At 70.5% G+C, this 21,684-nt stretch carries 21 protein-coding genes; 12 read left to right on the plus strand and 9 right to left on the minus strand.

Features of this window, described 5'->3' with window-relative positions; translation table 11 throughout:
• Nucleotides 1-345: 345 nt before the first annotated feature.
• The 5 genes from CF165_RS41470 to CF165_RS41490 are packed head-to-tail and all read right to left on the minus strand — an operon-like array spanning nt 346 to nt 4,000.
• A complete protein-coding gene (locus CF165_RS41470) occupies nt 346-1,785 on the minus strand; it encodes an NAD(P)/FAD-dependent oxidoreductase (RefSeq protein WP_093953059.1) in 1,440 nt (479 codons plus the stop codon).
• Nucleotides 1,778-2,008: a ferredoxin gene (locus tag CF165_RS41475; protein WP_093953060.1), complete on the minus strand. Its 231-nt coding sequence runs from the start codon at nt 2,006-2,008 to the stop codon at nt 1,778-1,780. Before CF165_RS41475 ends, CF165_RS41470 begins: the two co-directional genes overlap by 8 nt.
• A 1-nt stretch (nt 2,009) precedes the next feature.
• Complete coding sequence (locus tag CF165_RS41480; protein ID WP_093953061.1) at nt 2,010-2,627, minus strand: ferric reductase-like transmembrane domain-containing protein; 618 nt, start codon at nt 2,625-2,627, stop codon at nt 2,010-2,012.
• Nucleotides 2,620-3,411 carry a DUF4142 domain-containing protein gene (locus CF165_RS41485; protein ID WP_093953062.1) on the minus strand — a complete coding sequence of 264 codons (792 nt, stop codon included), beginning with the start codon at nt 3,409-3,411 and terminating at the stop codon, nt 2,620-2,622. Before CF165_RS41485 ends, CF165_RS41480 begins: the two co-directional genes overlap by 8 nt.
• Nucleotides 3,395-4,000 (minus strand): hypothetical protein, encoded by a 606-nt coding sequence (locus CF165_RS41490; protein WP_093953063.1) that lies wholly within the window; start codon nt 3,998-4,000, stop codon nt 3,395-3,397. Before CF165_RS41490 ends, CF165_RS41485 begins: the two co-directional genes overlap by 17 nt.
• A gap of 239 nt (nt 4,001-4,239) precedes the next feature.
• On the opposite strand from CF165_RS41490, the gene CF165_RS41495 reads away from it, so the two are divergent.
• The 4 genes from CF165_RS41495 (at nt 4,240) to CF165_RS41510 (ending at nt 8,438) form a co-directional block, all read left to right on the plus strand.
• A complete protein-coding gene (locus CF165_RS41495; RefSeq protein WP_093953064.1) occupies nt 4,240-4,800 on the plus strand; it encodes a sigma-70 family RNA polymerase sigma factor in 561 nt (186 codons plus the stop codon).
• A gap of 7 nt (nt 4,801-4,807) precedes the next feature.
• The gene (locus CF165_RS41500) at nt 4,808-5,599 is read left to right on the plus strand and encodes a zf-HC2 domain-containing protein (RefSeq protein ID WP_093953065.1); all 792 of its coding nucleotides are present in this window, start codon (nt 4,808-4,810) and stop codon (nt 5,597-5,599) included.
• 317 nt (nt 5,600-5,916) lie between these two features.
• Nucleotides 5,917-7,416, plus strand: coding sequence for a DUF1996 domain-containing protein (locus CF165_RS41505; RefSeq protein ID WP_093953066.1), 1,500 nt, complete (start codon nt 5,917-5,919; stop codon nt 7,414-7,416).
• A 53-nt stretch (nt 7,417-7,469) separates the two neighbouring features.
• A complete protein-coding gene (locus CF165_RS41510) occupies nt 7,470-8,438 on the plus strand; it encodes an SCO0930 family lipoprotein (RefSeq protein WP_093953067.1) in 969 nt (322 codons plus the stop codon).
• Nucleotides 8,439-9,026: 588 nt separating this feature from the next.
• Here CF165_RS41510 and CF165_RS53550 read toward each other — a convergent pair.
• Nucleotides 9,027-10,091 (minus strand): Lrp/AsnC family transcriptional regulator, encoded by a 1,065-nt coding sequence (locus CF165_RS53550; RefSeq protein ID WP_276209765.1) that lies wholly within the window; start codon nt 10,089-10,091, stop codon nt 9,027-9,029.
• A gap of 68 nt (nt 10,092-10,159) precedes the next feature.
• Here CF165_RS53550 and CF165_RS41520 point away from each other — a divergent pair, with 68 nt between their 5' ends.
• The 4 genes from CF165_RS41520 to CF165_RS41535 are packed head-to-tail and all read left to right on the plus strand — an operon-like array spanning nt 10,160 to nt 14,215.
• Nucleotides 10,160-11,392, plus strand: a complete 1,233-nt coding sequence (locus CF165_RS41520; RefSeq protein ID WP_093953068.1) for a M20 metallopeptidase family protein — start codon at nt 10,160-10,162, stop codon at nt 11,390-11,392.
• 5 nt (nt 11,393-11,397) lie between these two features.
• Nucleotides 11,398-11,595 (plus strand): hypothetical protein, encoded by a 198-nt coding sequence (locus tag CF165_RS41525; RefSeq protein WP_093953084.1) that lies wholly within the window; start codon nt 11,398-11,400, stop codon nt 11,593-11,595.
• The gene (locus CF165_RS41530) at nt 11,592-13,016 is read left to right on the plus strand and encodes a sodium:solute symporter family protein (RefSeq protein WP_093953069.1); all 1,425 of its coding nucleotides are present in this window, start codon (nt 11,592-11,594) and stop codon (nt 13,014-13,016) included. Before CF165_RS41525 ends, CF165_RS41530 begins: the two co-directional genes overlap by 4 nt.
• Nucleotides 13,013-14,215: a metal-dependent hydrolase family protein gene (locus CF165_RS41535; RefSeq protein ID WP_093953070.1), complete on the plus strand. Its 1,203-nt coding sequence runs from the start codon at nt 13,013-13,015 to the stop codon at nt 14,213-14,215. The genes CF165_RS41530 and CF165_RS41535 overlap by 4 nt, the downstream gene beginning before the upstream one ends.
• Nucleotides 14,216-14,219: 4 nt before the next feature.
• Here CF165_RS41535 and CF165_RS41540 read toward each other — a convergent pair whose 3' ends face one another.
• Both CF165_RS41540 and CF165_RS41545 read right to left on the minus strand, forming a co-directional pair.
• A complete protein-coding gene (locus tag CF165_RS41540; RefSeq protein ID WP_093953071.1) occupies nt 14,220-15,722 on the minus strand; it encodes a hypothetical protein in 1,503 nt (500 codons plus the stop codon).
• A 97-nt stretch (nt 15,723-15,819) separates the two neighbouring features.
• Complete coding sequence (locus CF165_RS41545; RefSeq protein ID WP_167441727.1) at nt 15,820-16,617, minus strand: alpha/beta fold hydrolase; 798 nt, start codon at nt 16,615-16,617, stop codon at nt 15,820-15,822.
• Nucleotides 16,618-16,660: 43 nt separating this feature from the next.
• Here CF165_RS41545 and CF165_RS41550 point away from each other — a divergent pair, with 43 nt between their 5' ends.
• Complete coding sequence (locus CF165_RS41550; protein ID WP_093953073.1) at nt 16,661-17,047, plus strand: RidA family protein; 387 nt, start codon at nt 16,661-16,663, stop codon at nt 17,045-17,047.
• On the opposite strand, the gene CF165_RS41555 is transcribed toward CF165_RS41550, so the two are convergent.
• Nucleotides 17,044-18,201, minus strand: a complete 1,158-nt coding sequence (locus CF165_RS41555; RefSeq protein ID WP_093953074.1) for a steroid 3-ketoacyl-CoA thiolase — start codon at nt 18,199-18,201, stop codon at nt 17,044-17,046. The genes CF165_RS41550 and CF165_RS41555 overlap by 4 nt on opposite strands.
• A 231-nt stretch (nt 18,202-18,432) precedes the next feature.
• On the opposite strand from CF165_RS41555, the gene CF165_RS41560 reads away from it, so the two are divergent.
• The 3 genes from CF165_RS41560 (at nt 18,433) to CF165_RS41570 (ending at nt 21,667) form a co-directional block, all read left to right on the plus strand.
• Nucleotides 18,433-19,659 carry a cytochrome P450 gene (locus CF165_RS41560; RefSeq protein WP_167441728.1) on the plus strand — a complete coding sequence of 409 codons (1,227 nt, stop codon included), beginning with the start codon at nt 18,433-18,435 and terminating at the stop codon, nt 19,657-19,659.
• 136 nt (nt 19,660-19,795) lie between these two features.
• Complete coding sequence (locus CF165_RS41565; RefSeq protein WP_093953076.1) at nt 19,796-20,587, plus strand: transglutaminase-like domain-containing protein; 792 nt, start codon at nt 19,796-19,798, stop codon at nt 20,585-20,587.
• A gap of 54 nt (nt 20,588-20,641) precedes the next feature.
• Entirely contained in the window at nt 20,642-21,667 is a 1,026-nt protein-coding gene (locus tag CF165_RS41570; protein WP_093953085.1) for a YhjD/YihY/BrkB family envelope integrity protein, read from the plus strand.
• The last annotated feature ends 17 nt before the right edge of the window (nt 21,668-21,684 follow it).

Here is a 21,684-nt window from a genome sequence, read left to right on the forward strand (position 1 = left end):
CCGTTCCCCCGGGACGGCCGTGCACCGGTGCAGCGGACCGTGAAGCCCTTCCGGCGGCATACCCTTCCGCCGCAAGGCCGCCACGGCCCGTTCGCCCCGGCGGAAACCGCCGGAGCGCTCGACCCCGGGCCCCCGCCCGGTGCGCCGGAAGAAGGCCACCCCGGGGGCGTCGGGTTCCCTCGGGATGGCCCTCTCCTGGCCCGCCGGGCGGCCGGCGTCTGGTCCAGACGCGAGGCGGGCAGGGGGACGTTGGGGGCCGGCCACCACACCACCCAGCCGCGGAGGGGGTGTGGTGACCGGCAAGGGGACGGAGGCCGCCGCGCGCAGCCCCGCCCCGGCTTTTCTCTACCTCCCCATCGGGATGGCCATCGTCGGCAGCGCCCCCACCGGCAGCGACTGCGCCTGCAGCGCCGTCGTGGGCGGGGACTGCGCGGGGAACGCCGTCGTCGGGATGTCGTTGGCGAACTCGCTTTCGAACTCCCGCTCGAAGGCCTGCGCGTCGAAGCCGCTGTCGAACTCCGGCGGCACCTCGGCCGCCAGCGCGGCGAGCGCCGGCTCGACCACCGGGACCTGCGGGACCTCGGCGACGGGCGCGGGCTCCGGCTCCGGCACGTAGTCGGGTGCGGGGAGACGCCGGTCGAGCTCGGCCATCCAGTCGAGCATCGCCCGTGGCTTGTCCCACGCGGAGATGCCGACGAGCCTGCCGTCGCGGATGAACCCGGTGATGCCGTCGGCCAGCGACACGGTGTCCTCGGCCAGTGACGGCATCCCGCACATCTGCAGCCGGGTGTCGTACAGCGTCGACCAGGCGCGGGGGAGCGGGGTGAACGGGATGGCGCTGGAGTGGCCCATCAACAGGTTGTCCGCCGCGTGCCGGGCCGACTCGACGGCGTTGATCCAGTGCTCGACCCGCCGCGGGGTCTCGTCGAAGCGCAGGTTCGGCCAGCGCGCGATGTCCCCGGCGATGACGACGTCGGAGGCGCCTTCGGCGAACAGCTTGGAGTCGCACAGGACGCCGTCGCTGATGTCGAGGCCGGAGCCGCGCATCCAGTCCACCGACGGGACGCTGCCGATGGCGAGCACGACGACGGCGGCGACCAGCAGCTGGTTGTTCGTCAGGTGCAGCCCGACGGTGTCCTTCGTGCTGATCCAGTGCCGGACCTCGCTCCGCATCGCCAGGTTCGCGCGGTGCTCGTGGTGCGCCTCGACGATGCCGCTCGAGACGCGCTCGCCGAAGCGGTGCAGCGGCGCCTTCGCGTGCCCGATCAGGGTGACGTCCCGGCCGATGTGCCGCATGCTCGCGGCGAACTCGTTGCCGATCAGGCCAGCACCGATCACGACGGCCGGCTTCTTGCTGGCGTTGAGGCAGCGCCGCACGGCCATCGAGTCCTCGACCGTGCGCAGGATCCGCACGCGCGGGTCGTGCCGCGGTGCCCCGGGCAGGTGCCGCGGGTAGACGCCGGTCGCGGCGATCAGGCCGTCGTACCAGAGGGACTCGCCGCCGGGAAGGTGCACGACCCGCTCGGTCGTGTCGAGGTGCGTGACCCGCGCACCGAGCCGCCAGTGGACGTCGAGATCCGGCAGGTAGTGCGAAAGGCCCACGTCGCTGGGCCGTTCGGTCCCCATCACCAGCGCCTTGGAGACCATCGGCCGGTGGTAGGGCCGCCGGGCCTCGTCGCCGATCAGGACGATCTCGCCGTCGAACTTCTGTTCCCGCAGGCGTTCCGCGGCGCGCAGCCCGGCGACGCCCGCACCGACGATGACGATCCGGTCGCCGTCAGCCATCGAGGTCCCCTCTCATCACGACCGCCTGCATCGGGCAGCAGCGGGCGGCCATCTTCGCCTGTTCCATGGTGGTTTCGTCCAGCAGCCGCGTGTGGAAGCGCAAGCGGCCGTCCTGGCCGAGGTCGAACACGTCCGGCGCCTCCATGGCGCAGATGCCGTAGAGCTCGCACCGGTCGTTGTCGACGCTGATCCGGGGCCCGCTGCCGGGCAAACGGAGCGGCATGTCAGGCCACCTGCTCTTCCACGAGTCCGATGCGTTCGAGGGTCCGGGCCGGCATGAACCGCAGCATCGACACCGTCACGGCCGGGACGAGCAGCGTGATGCCGCCCAGCCAGGTGACCGAGAGGTGACCGTTGGCGATGGCGCCAAACCAGGAGTGGAGCGCGATGAGCGCCACCGCCGGGTACGCGCAGCGGTGCAGCCACAGCCAGCGCCGGTAGGACGTGAAACGCTGCAGGCCGGCGGTGAGGAAGATGGCGAACATGACCTCGAAGCCGACGATGCCCGCGATGTGGCGAACTTCCTGGCCGGAGCTGAACGGGATGAACATGTAGGCGAAGCTGTACGGCTGGACTGTCAGGTAGGTGAAGCCCAGCGCGTGGACGGCACCGAAGATGATCGTCGCGGTGGCCAGCACCATGTGGGTGCTGCGCAGGCCCTTCCGGCCGGTGACCGAGCGGATCCAGCCGGTCGCGGTGAGCACGCCCCAGGTGAGCGTCAGCATCGTCGCGGCGTAGGACGTCCGGGCGGCGAAGGCCGCGAGGCCGCGGGCCGCCGGGTCCGTCTTCGGCTGGAACTGCTGGGTGAGGAAGAGCGTGGCGTCGTGCCAGGTCTCAACCACGGCCGCCCCCTGCTCTGGCGGTGGCCGGCCGGGCCGCCCTGGCCCGGCTCCGGTTGCTCTTGACCTGGCGCAGCACGTAGAACAGGCCGCCGCCGAGCAGGAGGAACAGCGCCGCCACGACGGCGATCTGGGACGGGTCGAGGCCGAGCTGGATCCCGGTGGGCGCCGCGGTGGTCGAGACGGAAGGGGCGGGCAGCGCGGTGTAGTCGACCATCCCGGTGCTCTCGAGCATCGTCATGTGCCGCATCACGGCCTGGTTGCCGACGGTCGCGAAGGCCCGCACGTCGTCGTTGCGGGTGCCGGCCCGCAGCTGCGCGAGGACGGCGAACACCTGGCCGTGCGCCGCGCGCAGCCGGTTGGCGAAGACGCGGTCGAACTCCGGGCCGGGGGACGCGGCCATCTCTTCGGCGAGCCAGCCACGCTGTTCGTCGGAGGGCTGGTCGGGCACCGGCGAGTTCAGCTTCTGCGAGAGCGCGCGGGTCGCGACGTCGAGGCGGCCGTGGTCCATCATGATCGCGAAGCCGACCTTCTGGACGAGCGGGCTGCCCTTCTCCATCGCCATCATGCCGGAGGGCATTTCCCACAGACCGGCTTGGCGGACCTTGGTCAGCAGCACCGCGTCGGTGTCCGACACCGTGGTGGTCTGGGCCGTCGAGGTCGACCCCGGCGCGAGCAGGGCCAGTACCGCGGCCAGCACGAACAGGATCCGGACCAGCGGCCGGGAGCGCTCGAGCGCCGACGGCTGATCGAAGTCCAGCCCGGCGAACTCAGAGGCCGAAAGCATTTTGCCTCCACTCGTCCTGCGTCATCGTGATCTTCTTGCCGTCCGGCGCGATCGGGTACCAGGCCTGGTCGGCGCCCTGGCCGGACGTGTCGGCCGGTTCGCTGTCGCCGGTGAAGTGGTACAGCGGCCAGCCGGCGAGGGTGAGCTGCTGGGTGCCGTCGTCGCGCGTGATCTGGCCGATCAGCGACTGGTCGACGTCGATCGGCGCCAGGTTGCCGCCGGCCTTGACCGGGATCCACTTGGTCGCGCACGCATCGGTGCAGTTCGACCGCGAGGGGTTGGTCGTGTCCCGGTCGTAGCGGTAGATCGTGTACCCGGTCCCGTCGACGAGCAGGAGTCCGAGGTCGAACGTCTTCGCGGCCCTGAGCTGGCTTTTCGCCGGGTTGTTCGGGTCGGCGGTGATGGATTGCGGCATCGGCAGGACGATCTGTCCCTGTTGCTGCTGCATGCCGGGCATCTGCATGCCGGCGCCACCGGCGGCGTAGCCGCCACCCGAGGTGGTGGCCGCGCCGGCGGTACAGGCGGTGAGCAAGGCGAGTGCGGTGAGGCACACGGCGGCGGGGACCACCGGTCGGGGAATGCGGATCACTGCTCCTCCGTGGGGCATGACTACGCGCTGTTGCCGGGGGTGCAACGGAAAAGCGCGCGAAGGATCCACAGTGGACATTTGGTCCGGAGTGGATGCGGAGCGTTGCGGGGGACAACGCCTTGTCGGGGTCTTCGGTAGGGGATACGGACACGGTCCGGAAACGGTTCAAAAAAGTTTTGCCCCCGGTTTGCCGGCCGAAGGACTGGACTCCGGGCCTCCGGCACACCAGGATGTCCCGCGTGGGACGGCACACTCGAGCGCTGAGATCCGTCGGAGATCCCGAAATGGTCGTCGAGCCCAACGACGGCCACGACGATCTGGCGAAGGCGCTGTACCAGGAGTTCGGCGGGTCCCTGATGGCGTTCGCGCTGCGGCTGACCGGCCACGATCGGCAGTGGGCCGAGGACGTCGTGCAGGAGACCCTGATCAAGGCGTGGCGGAACGCCGACAAGCTCGACCGCCAGCCGGAGATGCTGCGTGCCTGGTTGTTCACGGTCGCCCGGCGTATCGTGATCGACGGCTGGCGCAGCCGTAGTGCCCGGCCCCAGGAGATCGAGGAGATCGAATCCGACGCGATCGCGGTGTCCGACGAATCGGACCGGACGCTCGCCGCGATGATCGTTTACGAGGCGTTGCAGGGCCTTTCGCCCGAGCAACGGGAGGCCATCCAGCAGACTTACCTGCGCGATCGGACCGTGAACGAGGTCGCGGCGACCCTCGGCGTGCCTCCCGGCACCGTCAAATCCCGCATCCACCACGCCGTCCGCGCTCTGCGCCGGGCCCTGCGCGAGCGGGGGTGAACTGAGCGTGGCCGGATCAGCACACACCGACGTCGCCGCCTATGTACTGGGCGTCCTCAGCGAGGCCGAGAACACCCAGTTCGAAGCCCACCTGATGAACTGCCCGCACTGCCAGCTCGACCTGATCGAGCTCTACCAGCTGCCGGACGTCCTCGACCTGGTGAAACGCAGCTGGCCGGAGCCGCCGATGCCGGCGCCCGGCCCGCGCACCCTCTCGCCGGGACCCCGGGTGCTCCGCGGCCTCATGGAAGAGGCCGCCGTCAAGCGGCGCCGCCGCAAGCGGATCGGTCTCCTCGCCGGCGCCGCGGCCGCGGCCGCGGTGATCGCGGGCCCGCTGGTGACCCTCGCGGTCCGGCCGGCCGACGCCGTCGCGCCCGCCGCCCTGGCCGCGCCGAGCGGCAAGCAGGCGCCACCGGTGTCGAGTGTCCCGGCGACGTCCACCGCGCCGCCCTCTTCCGGCGCTCCGGGCCAGCCCGGCGGCGGCCAGACCTACGGCCGCGGCAGCGGCGGGTCGGCCGTCAGCGCCGTGGTCACCGTGTCCCCGGTGGAGTGGGGCAGCCGCGTCGACCTCGAGCTGCGCGGGATCGTCGGGCCGGTGAAGTGCCAGCTGGTCGCCGTTTCGACCGGGGGCGACGAACGCGTGGTCTCCAGCTGGGCGGTGCCGCCCAAGGGGTTCGGCATCCCCGGCTCGCCGGAACCGTTGCGGCTGCAGGGTTCCATCTCCCTGGCGATGGACCAGATCGGCCGGTTCGAGGTTCGCGGTGACGACGGCTCCGTGCTCGTCGTCGTGCAGCGCTGAATCTCTTTATTTCGCGAAAACGCTGTGACCTGGGTGAATGCTGTCCGGTTGCGTTCCGGAAGATAACGAACAGATAACGGGCTGGTCGCTTTTGAACCTCTGCGCACCGGCGTCCGTATCCCCCAATGCATCCCCCGATGCACCCCGACGCGCTGGAACCGGCGCACCGGGCGGCACCGCCGGAACGTCCGGCGGGAGGCCCGGTGCGGAATCCCCGCGGGTTCCGCGCAATTTCGAGCTCAATTGTCGGTAGTTCTTGCCCGGGCCGCCGCGCTTTACGGCGCGCGCCCGGAATAACGAACGAGGTGAACTAGTCTATGGCCCGGAATTCTCGGCCCCCCGTGACGGGCAAACACCGCGTTGCCCGCCGAACCAAGATCGCGATGGGCGCGATCGGCCTGGCGATCGCCGTCGGCGCACTCGCCGTCGCCGTGACCGCGGGCCGCACGGGCGAAGCCAGCGCGGACCCCGCTGACCCGTCGTTCTTCATCGACATCAACAAGGTTCCCGCCGGCAACAACGTCAACGCGGCCTTGAAGAAGAAGGGCGCGCAGGGCTCCTTCACCGTCAACTGCGGAACGAACGCCGACGGCGCGCACCAGAACCCGGACAACTTCATCGCCCAGCCGGGGATCAAGAACGGTGCCCAGCACCTGCACGACTACGTCGGCAACTTGACCACCGATGCCGACTCCAGCCTGAAGAGCCTCCTGGCCGGCGGCACCACCTGCAAGAACGGTGACAAGTCCGCCTACTTCTGGCCCGTCATCCGGATCGACCGCGGGGACAAGGAAGCAGCGCAGCAGAAGAACCAGAAGGCCCAGCAGCAGCAGAAGGGCAAGACGGGCGACGTCCAGCAGGACAAGAGCGCCCAGGACGCCAAGGACGCGCAGGATCAGCGCAACAACCAGGGCCAGGGTGGCGGTGGCCGCTCGGGCAAGGCCGCGCGGCAGCAGCAGGGTGACCAGAACCAGAACCAGGACGGTCAGCAGCAGCGTCAGCGCAACCAGCAGCAGCAGAACCAGCAGCAGGACCAGAACCAGCAGCAGGACCAGAACCAGCAGCAGGACCAGAACAACCAGCAGGACCAGAACAAGCAAGGCCAGAACCAGCAGGGCCAGAACAAGAACCAGCAGCAGCAGAACCAGAACAACCAGCAGCAGAACCAGAACAACCAGCAGGACCAGAACAAGAACAACCAGAACAACGCCAACCAGAACGCCGGTCAGGCCGACCAGCAGGAGCTGGGCGGCATCCAGGGCGAGAACAAGGAGGTCGGCGACAACGACGGCACGATCATCGAGCCGGAGTCGGCGACGCTGAAGTTCATCGGCGGTGGCGCGCAGGACGTCGTCGCGATGCCGCTCGGCCTGAAGATCCTCTACGGTGACGCCAAGCAGAGTACCAACGGCCCGAAGAACGCCCGGCCGAGCTGGACCTGCACCGGGTTCGAGGACCGGCTGACCGACCTCTACCCGATCTGCCCGGCGGGCAGCAAGGTCGAGCGGATCCACGCGTTCCCGAACTGCTGGGACGGCAAGAACACCGACAGCACGGACCACCGCAGCCACATCGTGTTCGCCGACAAGCAGGGCAAGTGCCCCCAGGGCTTCAAGAACGTGCCGCAGCTCGAGGTCACGCTGGTGTACGACGTCCCGCAGGACGTCCAGCAGAACGGCGAGTACAAAGTGGACGCCTTCGCCCAGGAGAAGCACAACCCGCGTTCGGACCACGACGACTTCGCGAACGTGATGAGCAAGCAGATCATGGGCCGCCTGGTCAACTGCGTCAACTCCGGCAAGGCCTGCGCGGAATAACCGCCACCACCGCATCACCCCCGGCCACCTGAACCCAGGAAGGAGAAACTCCGATGAACCGCGCTCGCCCGGTCGCTGCCCTGACGCTCACCGCCGCCGCTCTCGCGCTGGTCGCGGCCTGCGGGACCAACCCGTACGCCACGTCCGGTGCCGTGCTGGCGCTCGGTGCGCAGCAGCAGCAACCGGCGAGCGCGGTTCCGGCGGGTTCGGTGGCCGGGCAGGCCCAGCTCACGGTGTCCACTGTGGAAGGTCTGGGCGCGGTACTGGCCGACGCCGAAGGGCACACGCTCTACCGCTACGCGAAAGACACGGCCAACCCGCCGAAGTCGGCCTGCGCCGGCGCCTGCGCGGAAACCTGGCCGCCGCTGCTCTCCGACGTCCCGGTGACAGCTGCCGGGGTCGACAGTCAACTCGTCGGCTCGGTCGTCCGGCCCGACGGCCGCAAGCAGGTGACCGTCGGCGGCCGGCCGGTCTACACCTACGCCAAGGACACCGGCCCGGGTGTCGCGCTCGGCCGGAACGTCAGCGCGGACTGGGCGGCGATCACCCCGGCGGGGGAGAAGGCGGCCGGGGACCCGGCCACGGAACCGGCCGCGGCCTCCACCACCCCCACCGTCGGCACGACGGACATCGGCGGGCTCGGTTCCGTGCTCACGGACTCGGCCGGCCGCACGCTCTACCTGTTCACCAAGGACGGCCGGGGTTCCGGAAAGTCCACCTGCGACGGAGTCTGCGCGCAGAAGTGGCCACCGGTGCCCGCGGACGGCCGGATCACCGCGGCCGGCGGCGTCGACGCCGGCCTGCTCGGGCGCATCCGCCGGGCGGACGGCAGCAGCCAGCTGACCGTCGGCGGCTGGCCCGTCTACACCTACGCCCAGGACGGCGCGCCCGGCGAGGCGAACGGCCACGGCGCGGGGAACACCTGGTACGCCGTGGAACCCAACGGCTGCAAGGTCGACCCGGCGCGCCGGCCCGACACCCGGCAGGCGATCGCGGCGTCTTCGGCCACCGGCGGGTACTGACCCGCCCCACGATCCCCGGCCCGGCGGACACTTCCCTCCACCTCACCCCCCTTGTCCGCCGGGCCGGTCGCACCACCCCGAGAAAACGCGGGACGTCAGTCCCGCTCCCGATCCCCGGTCCGGTGGACGCTTCCCTCCACCTCACCCCCCCAGTCCACCGGGCCGGGATTCCCACCCCGATCCGGCTCCGGCCGGGTCAGCGAAGGAGGAAACCGGCGGGAGCCCTCCCGCCCGCGAGTTCCGGCCCGGTGGACGTCTTCCCTCCACCTCACCCCCCACGTCCACCGCGCCGGAACTCTCCCCCAAACTTCCGCCCCCACCGCGAGCCGACCCTCCAGGTACGCGAGCCGACCCTCCAGGTACGCGAGTCGACCCTTCAATCACGCGAGATGCCTCCCCAATCACGCGAGATGCCCCTCCAGACACGCGAGTTCCGTCTCTGATCACGCGAGACCGGTCTTCGAACACGCGAATCACGCGAGATCCGTCCCGAATCCCCGCCCGGCGGCCGCCCCTCGGTCACCGGGCCGGATTCCGCTCCACCCCGGAACACCGGCCCGGGGGATGCTTCCCTCCACCTCACCCCCCTCATCCCCCGGACCGGTCAACGCTGCGGTCCCCGTGCCCCGGCACGGGGACCGCGGCCCAGAAGTCCAGCGGCACCCGCCCGGCGCCCCGGCCCGCGGAGTCGAGCAGACGGCCCATCAGCTTGACGTTCCGCAGCGTCACCGCCCGGCCGGCGATCTCCAGCCACGGGAGCTTCGCGGCCAGCACCGCCTCAAGCGAAAGCGTGTCGTGCTGCGAAGGCAGCCACACCACCAGCATCAGGTTCGCCGCCCCGGACAGCGCCGCGCACATCCGGACCTCCGGCAGCATCGCCAGCGACCGCGCCGTCGTCTCCAGCATGTCCGGCGGCACCCGCAGCCACAGCGTCATCGTGACCGGCGCCGGCGACGCCGACCGCGCGATCTCGCAGCGCACCCGGATCGCGCCCCGGCCGAGCAGCGCGTCCAGCCGCCGACGCACCGTCGTCGCCCCGACGCCGACCTCGACGGCCAAGGCCGCCGCCGACGCCCGCGCGTCCGCCCCCAGCGCCAGGACCAGCGCCCGGTCCGCCGCGTCGAACCGCAACGGCGCGCGATGGCGAGCCGGCTTCGCCGAGAGGGCTTCCCGCAGGCCCGGTGAGATCGCCCGCACCCGCCACCGGCTGCCCTCGGTGAACATCCGCGGCGACAGCGTCGTCCGCACCCGCGTCACGCCGGGCACCGCCGCCACCCGGCCCGCCACGTGCGCACCCAGCTCGCTGAGCGTCGGCGCGACGACGTGGGCGAGCAGGTCGCACGGCCCGGCGACGTGCTCGACGGTGACCACGTGCACGTCGGCGGCCAGCGCGAACGCGACGTCGAGCACCGCCCCGGGCTCGCAGTCGATCGACACGAACGCCAGCGTCAGCTGCGCGGTGAGCTCTCCGGCGGCGTAGGCGGTCAGCCACGCGTCGCCGCGTTCGACGAGGGCGTCCCAGCGCCGGGCGGCCGTCACCGCGCCCAGCCCGAGCGCGCGGCCGAGCGTCGACCACGACGCGCGCGGCGCCGCCTGGAGCGCGTCGACCAGTTTGAGGTCCTGCTCGGCCAACATGGCGGATTCTTCGCTCATCGATCCTCGAAATGGTGGTTTCGCGGGTTTTCCCCGGCCATTGTGCTCGACTCTCGCATGATCGGCGGATGACTCTGCGCTCCGACTCCGCCGCCCTGCTCGGCGACCTGGTCGCCCTGCGCCGCGACCTGCACCGCATCCCCGAGATCGGCCTGCACCTGCCGCGCACCCAGGAACGGGTCCTGACCGCCCTCGACGGCCTCGGCCTCGAACTCACCCTCGGCGAGAACCTGACGTCGATCACCGCCGTTCTCCGCGGTGGCAAACCCGGCGGCACGGCGTCTGGCGCGGTCTCAGCGGGAGGACGTACTTCGACCGTGCTGCTGCGCGGCGACATGGACGCGCTGCCGGTCACCGAGGCCAGCGGCGAGGAGTTCAGCTCCACCCTCGACGGCGCCATGCACGCGTGCGGCCACGATCTCCACACCGCGGGCCTGGTCGGCGCGGCCCGGCTGCTCGCCGCCCGGCGCGAAGAGCTGCGCGGCGACGTCGTCTTCATGTTCCAGCCCGGCGAAGAAGGCTGGGACGGCGCCGGCCACATGATCGAGGAAGGCGTCCTGACGGCGTCCGGCAAGCACGTCGACGCCGCCTACGGACTGCACGTTTCGGCCGCGAGCTACGCGAAGGGCCAGTTCGCCACCCGCCCGGGCACGCTGATGGCGGCGTCGGGCGCCCTCGAAGTCCGGGTGAAGGGCGAAGGCGGCCACGGCTCGTCCCCGCACGACGCCCGCGACCCGATCCCGGCCGCCTGCGAGATGGTGACCGCCCTGCAGACGATGGTGACGCGCACCTTCGACGTCTTCGACCCGGTCGTGGTCACCGTCGGTTCGTTCCACGCCGGCACCCGCCGCAACATCATCCCGGACGACGCGGTGTTCGAGGCGACGCTCCGGTCGTTCTCGCCCGGAGCCGCGGCGCGGGTGGGGAAGCGGGCGGAGCAGGTCTGCCGCGGCATCGCGCAGGCGCACGGCCTCGGCGTCGAAGTCGCCTACGAACCCGAGTACCCCGCGACGGTCAACGACCCCGACGCGTACGCCTTCGTGGCCGGCACGATCAGCGACGTCTTCGGCGCGGACCGGTTCACCGAGCTGGCCGATCCGATCACCGGTTCGGAGGACTTCTCCCGTGTCCTGGAACGGGTTCCGGGGGCGTACCTGTTCCTCGGCGCGTGCCCGGCGGACCCGGAGACCGCGCCGGACAACCATTCGCCGCGTGCCCGCTTCGACGACAGCGTGCTCGCCGACGGCGCCGCGCTGCTGGCCGAGCTCGCCGTCCGCCGCCTCGCGCTCCTGGCCGGGTGACGCCGGTGCGCAGCTACCACTGGCCGCCGGTGCTCCCCGTCGTCGCGCTGGTCCTGATGCCGTTCCTGCCGTTCGTCAACACCACCGGGCTGTGGCTCGGCCTGCCGCGGATGATCGTGTGGGGCGCGTTCTGGTGCCTCATGTTCACCCCGGCGCTGCTGCTGTCGGAACGCCTGATGCGCGCGCGGGAGGACGACGAATGATCCTCGCCTTCACCCTCGCGGGTATCGTGCTGATCGGCGTCCTCGGCTTCGTCGGACGCCGCCGCCCGGCCGCGGACCTCGCCGAATGGACCGTCGGCGGCCGCCGCTTCGGCGCCGTCACGATGTGGTTCCTCCAGGCGGGGGAGGTGTTCACCACCTTCACCTTCCTCGGCATGGCCGGCCTCGCCTTCTCCGGCGGCGTCGCCGCGATGTACGCGCTGCCGTACGTCCCGATCGCTTACGTCATCCTGTTCTTCCTCGCGAAACGCCTCTGGACGATGGGGAAGGACCGCGGCTACCTCACCCAGGGCGACTTCCTCGAAGACCGCTACTCCAGCCGGACGCTCGGCACGCTGTCCGCGGTGCTCGGCGTCGTGTTCGTGCTGCCGTACCTGCAGCTGCAGATCACCGGGCTCGGGCTGATCGTCCGGCTGGTCACCGGCGACACGGCGTCCGGCACGCTGAGCATGGTGGCCGGCAGCGTGCTGGTGGTCGCGTTCGTGCTGTGGGCCGGGTTGCGCGGTGTCGCGGCGACGTCCTACTTCAAGGACGGGATCATGCTCGCCGCCCTCGTCGTGCTGATCATCGCGGTGCCGACGCACTTCGCCGGCGGCATTCCCGCGGTGTTCCACAAGATCGAGCAGCTGCACCCCGAGAAGCTGATCGTCCACAGTGGAGCAAACGACCACGTCTGGTTCGTGACGAGCATGCTGGTCAGCGCGATCGGCGTCGGGCTGATGACGCTGCCGCACTCGTGGCCCGCCCTGATGTCCGCGCGCGACCCGAAGGTGCTGCGTCGCAACTACGCCTGGATGCCGGTGTACGAGCTGTGCCTGCTGCTGCCGATGATCGTCGGGTTCGCGGCGATCCTCGTGGTGCCGAAGGGGAGTGACCCGAACGGCGTATTGCTGACGCTGTCGAAGGACGCCTTGCCCGGCTGGGTGACGGGCATCATCGTGGTCGCCGCGACGGCCACCGCGATGGTCCCGGCGGCCGGCATCCTGATCGGCATCTCGTCGCTGGTGGCGCGCAACATCGCCCGCGTCCGCAGCGGCCGCGGGCAGTTCTGGATCAACCACGGCACGGTTGTGCTCGCGAGTACGCTGGCCCTCGTGCTCGGCATCTTCCGGCCCGATCTGCTGGCCAACCTGCTGTTGCTCACCTATTCGGGGTCGGTCCAGCTGGCCCCGGCCAACCTGCTGGGGTTCCTGCGGCGCGTGCCGGTCGGCAAGGGCCCGGTGCTGGCCGGGCTGGTCGCCGGCGAGCTCGTGGTCGTCTGGCTGACCTTTGTGGACACTCACCTGGCCGGTACGGTCAACGTGGGCCTGCTCGGGCTGGGCGCGAACGTCGTCGTGCTCGCCCTGGCCGCCGTGGTGGAACGGCTCGCCGTTCCCGCGCCCGCGAAGGAGGAGGCGGCGTGACGCGCACGGTCTTCACCGGCGGTTCGGTCTTCGACGGCACCGGGTCGGAGCCGTCGGCGGCCGACGTCGCCGTCGAGCACGGCCGGATCGTCGGCGTCGGCACGGACCTGGACGGCGACGAGGGCGTCGACTGCTCGGGTGCGGTGCTGCTGCCCGGGTTCTTCGACTGCCACGTGCACGTCACCGTGTCCGACATCGGGCTGCTGTCCCGCGTGCAGAAGCCGTTCTCCTACCAGTTCTACGAAGCCGCGCGGAACCTGTGGGCCACGCTCGGGCTGGGCATCACGACCGTCCGCGACGCCGCGGGCGCGGACCTCGGCATCAAGCAGGCCGTCGACGACGGGCTGATCCCAGGGCCGCGGCTGCAGATCTCGATCGGGCTGATCACCCCGACCGGCGGCCACGGCGACGCGTGGCACCCGTCCGGGATGTGCGTCCCCCTGCTGATGCCGCACCCGGGCCGGCCGGACGCCACCGCGGACGGTCCCGACGAGATGCGCCGCGTGGCGCGGACGATGCTGCGCGCGGGCGCGGACGTGCTCAAGGTCTGCACGACCGGCGGGGTGCTGTCCCCGCGCGACGACCCGCGTCACTCGCAGTTCACGCCGGAGGAACTGGACGTCCTGGTCACCGAGGCGGCGATGCAGGGCCGCCCGGTGATGGCGCACGCGCAGGGCGCGGCGGGCATCAAGAACGCCGTCCGCGCCGGGGTCCGTTCGATCGAGCACGGCATCTACCTCGACGACGAGGCGATCGAGCTGATGCTCGGCCACGGCACGTGGCTGGTGCCGACGCTGATCGCCCCGGTCAACGTGGTCCGGGCGGCCGACGCGGGCGTCGACCTCCCGGCGGCGGTGGTGGCGAAGGCCCGCGAAGTGGTGGAGGCCCACCGCGACTCGGTCCGCCGCGCGTACGCGGCGGGTGTCCGGATCGCGATGGGCACCGACAGCGGCGTGGGCCCGCACGGAACGAACCTGGAGGAGCTGGCCCTGATGGCGGCGTGCGGCATGACGCCGGGGGACGTCCTGGAGGCGACGACGTCGTCGGCGGCCCGGCTGCTGGGCCTCGACGGCGAGCTGGGCCGGATCGAGCCGGGGCTGCGGGCGGACCTCGTGGTGGTGTCGGGCGATCCGTACGACTTCCCGGCGCTGGCGTCGAACGTCCGGGAGGTCTGGAAGGACGGCATCCGGGTCGTTTGAGCGGCTAATCGGCGAGCCGGGCGAGGTCGACGACGGCCTTGTCGAAGCGGAAGTCGTCGGCCGGGACATTCTTGGTGTCGTCGGTGAGCAGTGCGACGTAGCAGCCGTAGTCGATGGCGAAGCCGTCGTACTGCCGTCCTGGGTGTCGGGGATCTACAACGCCCCGGCGGAGGACATGGAGTAGGCGCGCGTCGCACAACGCGTCGATCGTGGCCGGACGGTCCACCGCGGGCAGGAGGAAGGTCCGGGACCGGCGCCGTCCCACCACCTCGTCGACGAGACTGGTGAGGAGCCGGTCGGCGCCCTCGTACCTGCTCAGCGCGATCTTCTTGTCCCGCAGGTACCAGTCCTTCGCAGCTCGCCGCACGTGGGAGACATTGATCTTGCCGGTGTGTGCATGCTGGGCGGCGAGCGCGGCGATGTTGATCGCGTCCCGGGGTACTCCTTCGGCGGCTCTGACGAGCTCGGGTAGTGCTCCGTCCTGAAATGTGCCCTCCGCGAAGTCATCGATGTCCGGGGTGGCTGCGCGCAACATCGTCGCGAGAACTGGTCGGACGTGGTTGTAGAACAGCTGTCGAAAGAACGCCTGGGCTTGTTGTCGTGACTGGTCGAAGACCAAGGCGTCGTCGAGGCTCACAGTCGAAGCGGCGTCCGAGCCCACCTCGATGCCGAGGTAATCCTCGTGGACTGGAACGAAGAAGCGTGCGCGGTGCTCGATGGCAGCGATCTTCACTGTGATGCCGCGTATCGGCAAGACACTGCGTCGCAACAGGTCCGCGAGGAAGGGCTGCAGGTCGAGCGGTACGCTGCTCCATTCGTCGAGCAGTAGCCACAATCTCGCCGGCCTAATGGCGTCGGCGACTGTTTGGATCGCTCTGCTGAGCGGACCGAACATGACTCGGTGCTGTTCGACACCCGTGCGTTTCCGCCGGTTGGACGCTGTTGAGGAAGCTTTGTGCTGCAGGTTGGCTTTGACTCCGCCCATTCGGCCCAGCGACGCTTCGAAGCCACCAGCATGTTCGTCGGCGTCACTGTGGGTCTGCTCTTGCTCGGTCTCCCCGACGACCTCGACTTCGGTCGCTGCGGCAGCCCAGTCATCGAGGCCGTGCATGACCCGATCTTGGTCGAAGTTCTTGCCTTCGAGCGCCGCCGTGACAAGCTGGTCGTGGACTGCCTCGAGCGTGTCCACGAGGAGTTGGGTGCCGCGTTGGGCCGGGCTCAAGGCCTCATTGGCATAGAGGCCGCCGGTTGACCCGATCGTGCGCAAATCGAGGTAAATGGCGATGTCGCCGGTCTGTTCGATGAGGTCATCGAGATGCAACAGTCCGTGGGTCTTGCCTGTGCCGCGTCTGCCGAAGAGGATCTGGTGATCAGCCGAGTTGATCATGGCGGAAAAGGAACCGGCCGTGACGTAGGTGGCCGCTAATGTCGACCGATCGGCGCTTTCGGCGCGGCGGGGGATCCGCATCAGAGCCTGGTTGAGATGCATCTGGATGGCCTGCGCCATGCGACTCCCTGCTCCCGGTAGTCCGCGTCATCCTGGGTGGGCTGACTTGCAACGCCTTCCGAGTCGCCGCAGCCGGAAGGGCTGTTACACCGCGGACTCACGCGTCCGGGGTCAGCAGGTCCTTGAGCGCCGCGGCGAACTTCGCCGGGTTCCGTTGCGGGGCCAGGTGCGCGCCCGGCATCTCGGTGAACGGCAAACCCAGCTCCAGAGCCAGGATCTTCGCCGGCTGGTAGTGGTAACGCCCGCGGCTGCCTTCGCCCGCGGCCGGGAAGATCTCCGTGCTCGCCTTGCGCAGCGCGCGCAGGTCCGGCAGGTAGTCGAAGAACTCCGTCAGCTCGCGGTCGAACAGCCGGATCCAGTCGGCTTCGTGCGGCAGGCGGAGGTTCGGCAGGTCGGGCAGGGCCGCGCCGGCGATCGCGTCCGCGAACCGCGTCACCGCGGCCATCAGCTCACCCGAACGGGCCAGCCGCACCTGTTCCGCGGCGGCTTCGAGCCAGCCGCCCGCGTCCGGCATCAGGTGCACCGCCGGGGGTTCGTGCGCGACCAGCGTCGTCACCCGGTCCGGATACCGGGCCACGAGGTCGAGACCGATCAGCGCACCCGCGCTCGAGCCGAAGACGAGCGCCGGGCCGTCGGCCGCGTGGCGGAGCACCGCCAGCGCGTCGTCGGCCTGTCGCGAAACCGGGACCGGGCCCGTGGTGGTGTCGGTGCTGCCGAAGTGACCGCGCCGGTCGTAGGTGATCACGGTGTAGTCCGCGTACAGCAGCTTCGCCAGTGCGCGGTAGGAGTCACCCGCCCCGGTGCCGCCCGCGATCAGCAGCAGCGCCGGGCCCTCGCCGCCGCGGCGGACGAGGAGCTCACCGTCCTCCACCGGGCAACGGCTTTCCGAGATCATGCACCGAAGTGAAGCACAACGGCCGCCCGCTAACGTGCGCGGCATGACGGAACGGCGAGCGATCCTCAGCGGGTCGGCATTCGAGGAACAGATCGGCTACGCCCGCGCCGTGGTGCACGGCGACCGCGTGTACGTCTCGGGCACCACCGGCTTCGACTATTCGGCGATGACGATCTCCGAAGACGTCGTGGAGCAGGCGGAACAGTGCCTGCGCAACATCGAGGCGGCGCTTGGAGAGGCGGGGTGCACGCTCGCCGACGTGGTCCGCGTGCGGTACCTGCTGCCGGCGCGCGAGGACTTCGAGCCGTGCTGGCCGGTGCTGCGCAAGGCGTTCGCGGCGGTCCGCCCGGCGGCGACGATGCTGGAGTGCGGCCTGGCGGATCCGCGCATGAAGATCGAGATCGAGGTTGACGCCCACCTGCCGGGCTAGAGCCGTTCGATGATCGTCGCGGTGGCGAGCGCGCCGCCCGCGCACATCGTCACCAACGCCGTCGAGGCGTCCCGGCGTTCCAGCTCGTGCAGCGCCGTCGTCAGCAGCCGGGCGCCCGTGCTGCCCACCGGGTGGCCGAGGGCGATCGCGCCGCCGTTGACGTTGACCCGGGACGGGTCCGGCGAAACCACCTGCTGCCACGACAGCGCCACCGAGGCGAAGGCTTCGTTGACCTCGAACAGATCCAGGTCGCCCACGGTCATCCCGGTCCGCTCGAGGACGCGTTCGGTCGCGCGGATCGGGCCGTCCAGGTGGTAGTACGGCTCGGCGCCGACCAGGGCCTGCGCGACGATCCGGGCCCGCGGACGCAGGCCGAGCGCCGTCGCGCGGTCGGTGTCCATCAGGAGCAGCGCGGCCGCGCCGTCGGAGATCTGGGACGACGTGCCCGCCGTGTGGATCCCGTCCTCGACCACCGGCTTGAGCCGGGCGAGGCCTTCGACCGTCGTCTCGCGCAGGCCCTGGTCGCGGCCGACCAGGCGGGTTTCGCCGGTCGGAGCACCTTCGGGGTCGAGGACCGGCGCCTTCACCGGGACCACCTCGCGGTCGAAGTGGCCCGCCGCCCAGGCGGCCTCGGCCTTGTGCTGGGAGGCCGCGCCGAACGCGTCGACGTCTTCCCGCGTCAGCCCGCGCCGGACCGCGATCCGCTCGGCCGCGCCGTACTGGTTGGGCAGGTCGATCGTCCACGACGACGGCCGCGGGGACGCGCCGGCGCGGTTGGTGCCCAGCGGCACCCGGCTCATCGCCTCGACCCCGCACGCGACGCCGGCCTCGATGGCGCCCGCCGCGATCAGGCCGGCGACGAGGTGGGTGGCCTGCTGCGCCGAGCCGCACTGGGCGTCGATCGTCGTCGCGCCCGCCGTCTCGGGCAGGCCCGCGTGCAGCCACGCCGTGCGCGTGACGTTGTTGGACTGCTCACCGGCCTGCGTGACGCAGCCGCCGATGAGCTGCTCGACGAGGGCCGGGTCGATCCCGGCACGGTCCAGCAGGGCGAGCTGCGCGGCGCCCAGCAGCTCGGCCGCGTGCAGGCCGGCCAGCAGCCCGTTCCGCTTGCCGATCGGGGTCCGCACGGCTTCGACGATGACCGGCACGCCCATGTCGTCCCTTTCGTCGGGAAACACTGTTCACTGACCCAAAAACTAGAACAAGTTATCGTTTTGCGCAAGCCTGCCCTGGTTCGACGGCTTCTTGATCTCTGTCGGGTGAGCGCTCGCTCACCTGGCATCATCGGTTAAGTAAACGGGTTTCACTGACGGGCTTCCGTTGGTTAACGCCGTATGCTCTAATCGGACTTAGAACGTGTTCCAAGCCGAACCGTGGGAGGCAACGTGGCCGCTCCGCTCATCCCCGCCGGTTTCGACTTCACCGATCCCGATCTCCTGGCGGAGCGACTTCCGGTCGCCGAGTTCGCCGAGTTGCGACGGACCGCCCCGGTGTGGTGGAACCCCCAGAAGCACAACACCGCGGGCTACCGCGACGACGGCTATTGGGTCGTCTCGCGCCACGCGGACGTCAAGGAGGTCTCCCGCGACAGCACGCTCTACTCGTCACGGGAAAAGACCGCCATCATCCGCTTCGACGAGAACATGACCGAGGACAACCTCGAGGCGAACCGCCTGGTGCTGCTCAACCAGGACGCCCCGCAGCACACGAAGCTGCGGCGGATCGTGTCGAAGGGCTTCACCCCGCGGTCCATCTCGAAGCTCGAGGACACCTTGCGCGACCGCGCCGAGCGGATCGTGCACGAGGCACGGAAGAAGGGGTCGGGCGACTTCGTCACCGACGTCGCCTGCGAGCTGCCGCTGCAGGCGATCGCCGAGCTGATCGGCATTCCGCAGGAAGACCGGCTCAAGATCTTCGAATGGTCCAACCAGATGGTCGCCTACGACGACCCCGAGTACGAGGTCGAGCCGCTGGAGGCGTCCGCCCAGCTCGTCGGGTACGCCTGGAACATGGCCGAGGACCGGCGCAAGTGCCCGATGGACGACATCGCCACCAAGCTCATCCAGGCCGACGTCGACGGTGAATCGCTCGGCTCCGACGAGTTCGGCTTCTTCGTGATCCTGCTCGCGGTGGCCGGCAACGAGACCACGCGGAACGCCATCACCCACGGCATGAAGGCGTTCCTGGACCACCCGGACCAGTGGGCGCTGTTCAAGGAACAGCGGCCGAAGACCGCACCCGACGAGATCGTCCGCTGGGCCACCCCGATCGTCGCCTTCCAGCGCACCGCCACCCGCGACACCGAGCTCGGCGGTGCGCAGATCCGCAAGGGCGACCGCGTCGGCATGTTCTACAGCTCGGCCAACTTCGACCACGACGTCTTCGAAAACCCGGAGAAGTTCGACATCTTCCGCGAGGACAACCCGCACGTGGGGTTCGGCGGCACGGGTTCGCACTACTGCATCGGCGCGAACCTGGCCCGGCTGGAGATCGACCTGATCTTCAACGCCATCGCCGACGTGATGCCGAACATCACCGAGGCGGCACCGCCGGTGCGGCTGCGGTCGAGCTGGATCAACGGCATCAAGCACTACCCGGTGAACTACGCCTGAGGAACTCCTCACGCGAGTGAGCGCGGCCGCGTCATCGTCGGTGCAAGAGTGGCCGATGCCCGGGTGGGGGTACACCCGGGCATCGGCGCCCGACCGCGCCGCGGCCGATTCCGCCAGGGGATGCCATGATGGGACGATGGCCCCTCGAGCGACCGTGGACGTCGAGTTCGCCATCCGCGTCACCGAACCCGGACCCGCGGCGATCTCGGTCTCCGCGGCGCACGCCGACACCGAGGAACTCCGCGTGTCCTGGCACGGCGACAGCCGGCCCGTGGAGTTCGAGTACGGCACCCGGGCCGAGGTCTTCGACCTCCCGGCCGGCGAGCACCGCGTCACCTACCACGCCGAGCGCGCGCTCACCGACCCCGAACCCGAGCCCGTCACGCTCGCCGACGTCGCCGTGTTCACCCGGCCGAGCCGGTACTGCCCGTCCGATCGCGTCGCCGGGCTCGTCCCGCCGGAGCTGCTGAAGCTCGACGGCGCCCGGAAGCAGGTCCCCGCCCTCGTCCGGCACGTCAACGAGCGACTGTCCTATGTGGCCGGTTCGAGCCGTCCCACCGACGACGCGATCGACACCCTGCTCGCGGGCGAGGGCGTCTGCCGTGACTTCGCGCACGTCTGCGTCACCCTGTGCCGGTTCCTCGACATCCCGGCGCGCTACGTCGGCGTCTACGCGCCCGGGCTCGCGCCGATGGACTTCCACGCCGTCTTCGAAGCCGCGATCGACGGCCACTGGTACGTCTTCGACGCCACCCGGCTCGCGCCGCGGCAGACCATGCTGCGCATCTCCACCGGCCGGGACGCCGCCGACACCGCCTTCCTCGCCACGCTCGGCGGCGAACTCGACTTCCTGGGCAGCACCGTCTTCGCGACGACCGACGCCGCGCTGCCCGTCGACGACGGGGCCGCCCTGGTCGCTCTCGGCTGAGCCCGCCCGCGTGTTGCCTGCGCAAAGACGGCCCCGGCTGGGTAGACAGTGTCCGTGAAGAGTTCCCCGAAGGCGCCGAGCCCGTGGGCCCGGGCGCGCGCCCGGTACCGGTGGCTGGACCACATCGCCCGCGCGACCAACCGCTACATCGACGCCGGCGGCTACCACTACGTCGCCTCGATCACCTACTTCAGCCTGCTGTCGCTGGTGCCGCTGCTGATGGTCGCCTCGTCGGTCGGCGGGTTCGTGCTGGCCACCCAGCCGCACCTGCTCGGCACGCTGGTCTCCGCCATCGTCAAGACGCTGCCCGGCGGGCTCGGGGGCAAGGCCACCGACCTGCTGACCGGCTTCGTGAAGCAGCGGACCAGCGTCGGGGTGGTCGGCCTGGCCATCGGCCTCTACTCGGGCTGGAACTGGATGAACGCGCTGCGGGACTCGCTGACGGCGCTGTGGGGGCAGAACCGGTCGGACCAGTCGCTGCCGCGGCTCATCGCCGTCGACCTGCTCGCGCTGCTCGGCCTGAGCGCGGCGCTGCTGGTGTCGTTCACGCTCACGATCTCCGGCACCGCGCTCGGCGGCTACCTGCTCCGGCTGGCCGGCCTCGACGACACGAGCTGGGGGCACCAGCTCGTGTCCGCGTCGTCGGTGCCGCTCTCGCTGGTCGCGGACTGGCTGGTGTTCCTGTGGGTGCTCACCCGGCTGCCGCGGCAGAAGGTCGGGGTGCGCAGCGCGGTCCGCGGCGCGATCGCCCTCGCCGTCGGGTTCGAGGCGCTGAAGCTGGCCGGGGGGTTCTACCTCCGGCTGATCGGCGACTCGCCGACCGGGATCGCGTTCGGCTCGATCATCGGCCTCATCTTCTTCATCTCGCTCGTCGCGCGGCTGCTCGTGTTCGTCACGGCGTGGACGGCGACCGGCTCCGACGCGCCCCCGAAGCCGGTCCAGCCGCCCGCGCCGGTGGTGCTGAAGCCGGTGGTCGTGGTGGACCCGCCGATGGCCGTCCCCGCCGCGGTCGGCGTGGTCACCGGCGTCCTCGGCACCCTGCTCGCGTTGCTGTGGCGCCGCCGCTCCCGTCGTGAGTGAAAAAGAGGGTTAGAACA

The organism is Amycolatopsis vastitatis, assembly GCF_002234595.1.
GTDB lineage: Bacteria > Actinomycetota > Actinomycetes > Mycobacteriales > Pseudonocardiaceae > Amycolatopsis > Amycolatopsis vastitatis.

What these genes read in the sequence shown, in the direction of transcription:
- CF165_RS41470 (WP_093953059.1), bottom strand. Translation starts at nt 1,785, where the DNA reads ATGGCTGACGGCGACCGGATCGTCATCGTCGGTGCGGGCGTCGCCGGG.
- CF165_RS41475 (WP_093953060.1), bottom strand. Translation starts at nt 2,008, where the DNA reads ATGCCGCTCCGTTTGCCCGGCAGCGGGCCCCGGATCAGCGTCGACAAC.
- CF165_RS41485 (WP_093953062.1), bottom strand. Translation starts at nt 3,411, where the DNA reads ATGCTTTCGGCCTCTGAGTTCGCCGGGCTGGACTTCGATCAGCCGTCG.
- CF165_RS41505 (WP_093953066.1), top strand. Translation starts at nt 5,917, where the DNA reads ATGGCCCGGAATTCTCGGCCCCCCGTGACGGGCAAACACCGCGTTGCC.
- CF165_RS41510 (WP_093953067.1), top strand. Translation starts at nt 7,470, where the DNA reads ATGAACCGCGCTCGCCCGGTCGCTGCCCTGACGCTCACCGCCGCCGCT.
- CF165_RS53550 (WP_276209765.1), bottom strand. Translation starts at nt 10,091, where the DNA reads ATGAGCGAAGAATCCGCCATGTTGGCCGAGCAGGACCTCAAACTGGTC.
- CF165_RS41520 (WP_093953068.1), top strand. Translation starts at nt 10,160, where the DNA reads ATGACTCTGCGCTCCGACTCCGCCGCCCTGCTCGGCGACCTGGTCGCC.
- CF165_RS41530 (WP_093953069.1), top strand. Translation starts at nt 11,592, where the DNA reads ATGATCCTCGCCTTCACCCTCGCGGGTATCGTGCTGATCGGCGTCCTC.
- CF165_RS41540 (WP_093953071.1), bottom strand. Translation starts at nt 15,722, where the DNA reads ATGGCGCAGGCCATCCAGATGCATCTCAACCAGGCTCTGATGCGGATC.
- CF165_RS41545 (WP_167441727.1), bottom strand. Translation starts at nt 16,617, where the DNA reads ATGATCTCGGAAAGCCGTTGCCCGGTGGAGGACGGTGAGCTCCTCGTC.
- CF165_RS41550 (WP_093953073.1), top strand. Translation starts at nt 16,661, where the DNA reads ATGACGGAACGGCGAGCGATCCTCAGCGGGTCGGCATTCGAGGAACAG.
- CF165_RS41555 (WP_093953074.1), bottom strand. Translation starts at nt 18,201, where the DNA reads ATGGGCGTGCCGGTCATCGTCGAAGCCGTGCGGACCCCGATCGGCAAG.
- CF165_RS41565 (WP_093953076.1), top strand. Translation starts at nt 19,796, where the DNA reads ATGGCCCCTCGAGCGACCGTGGACGTCGAGTTCGCCATCCGCGTCACC.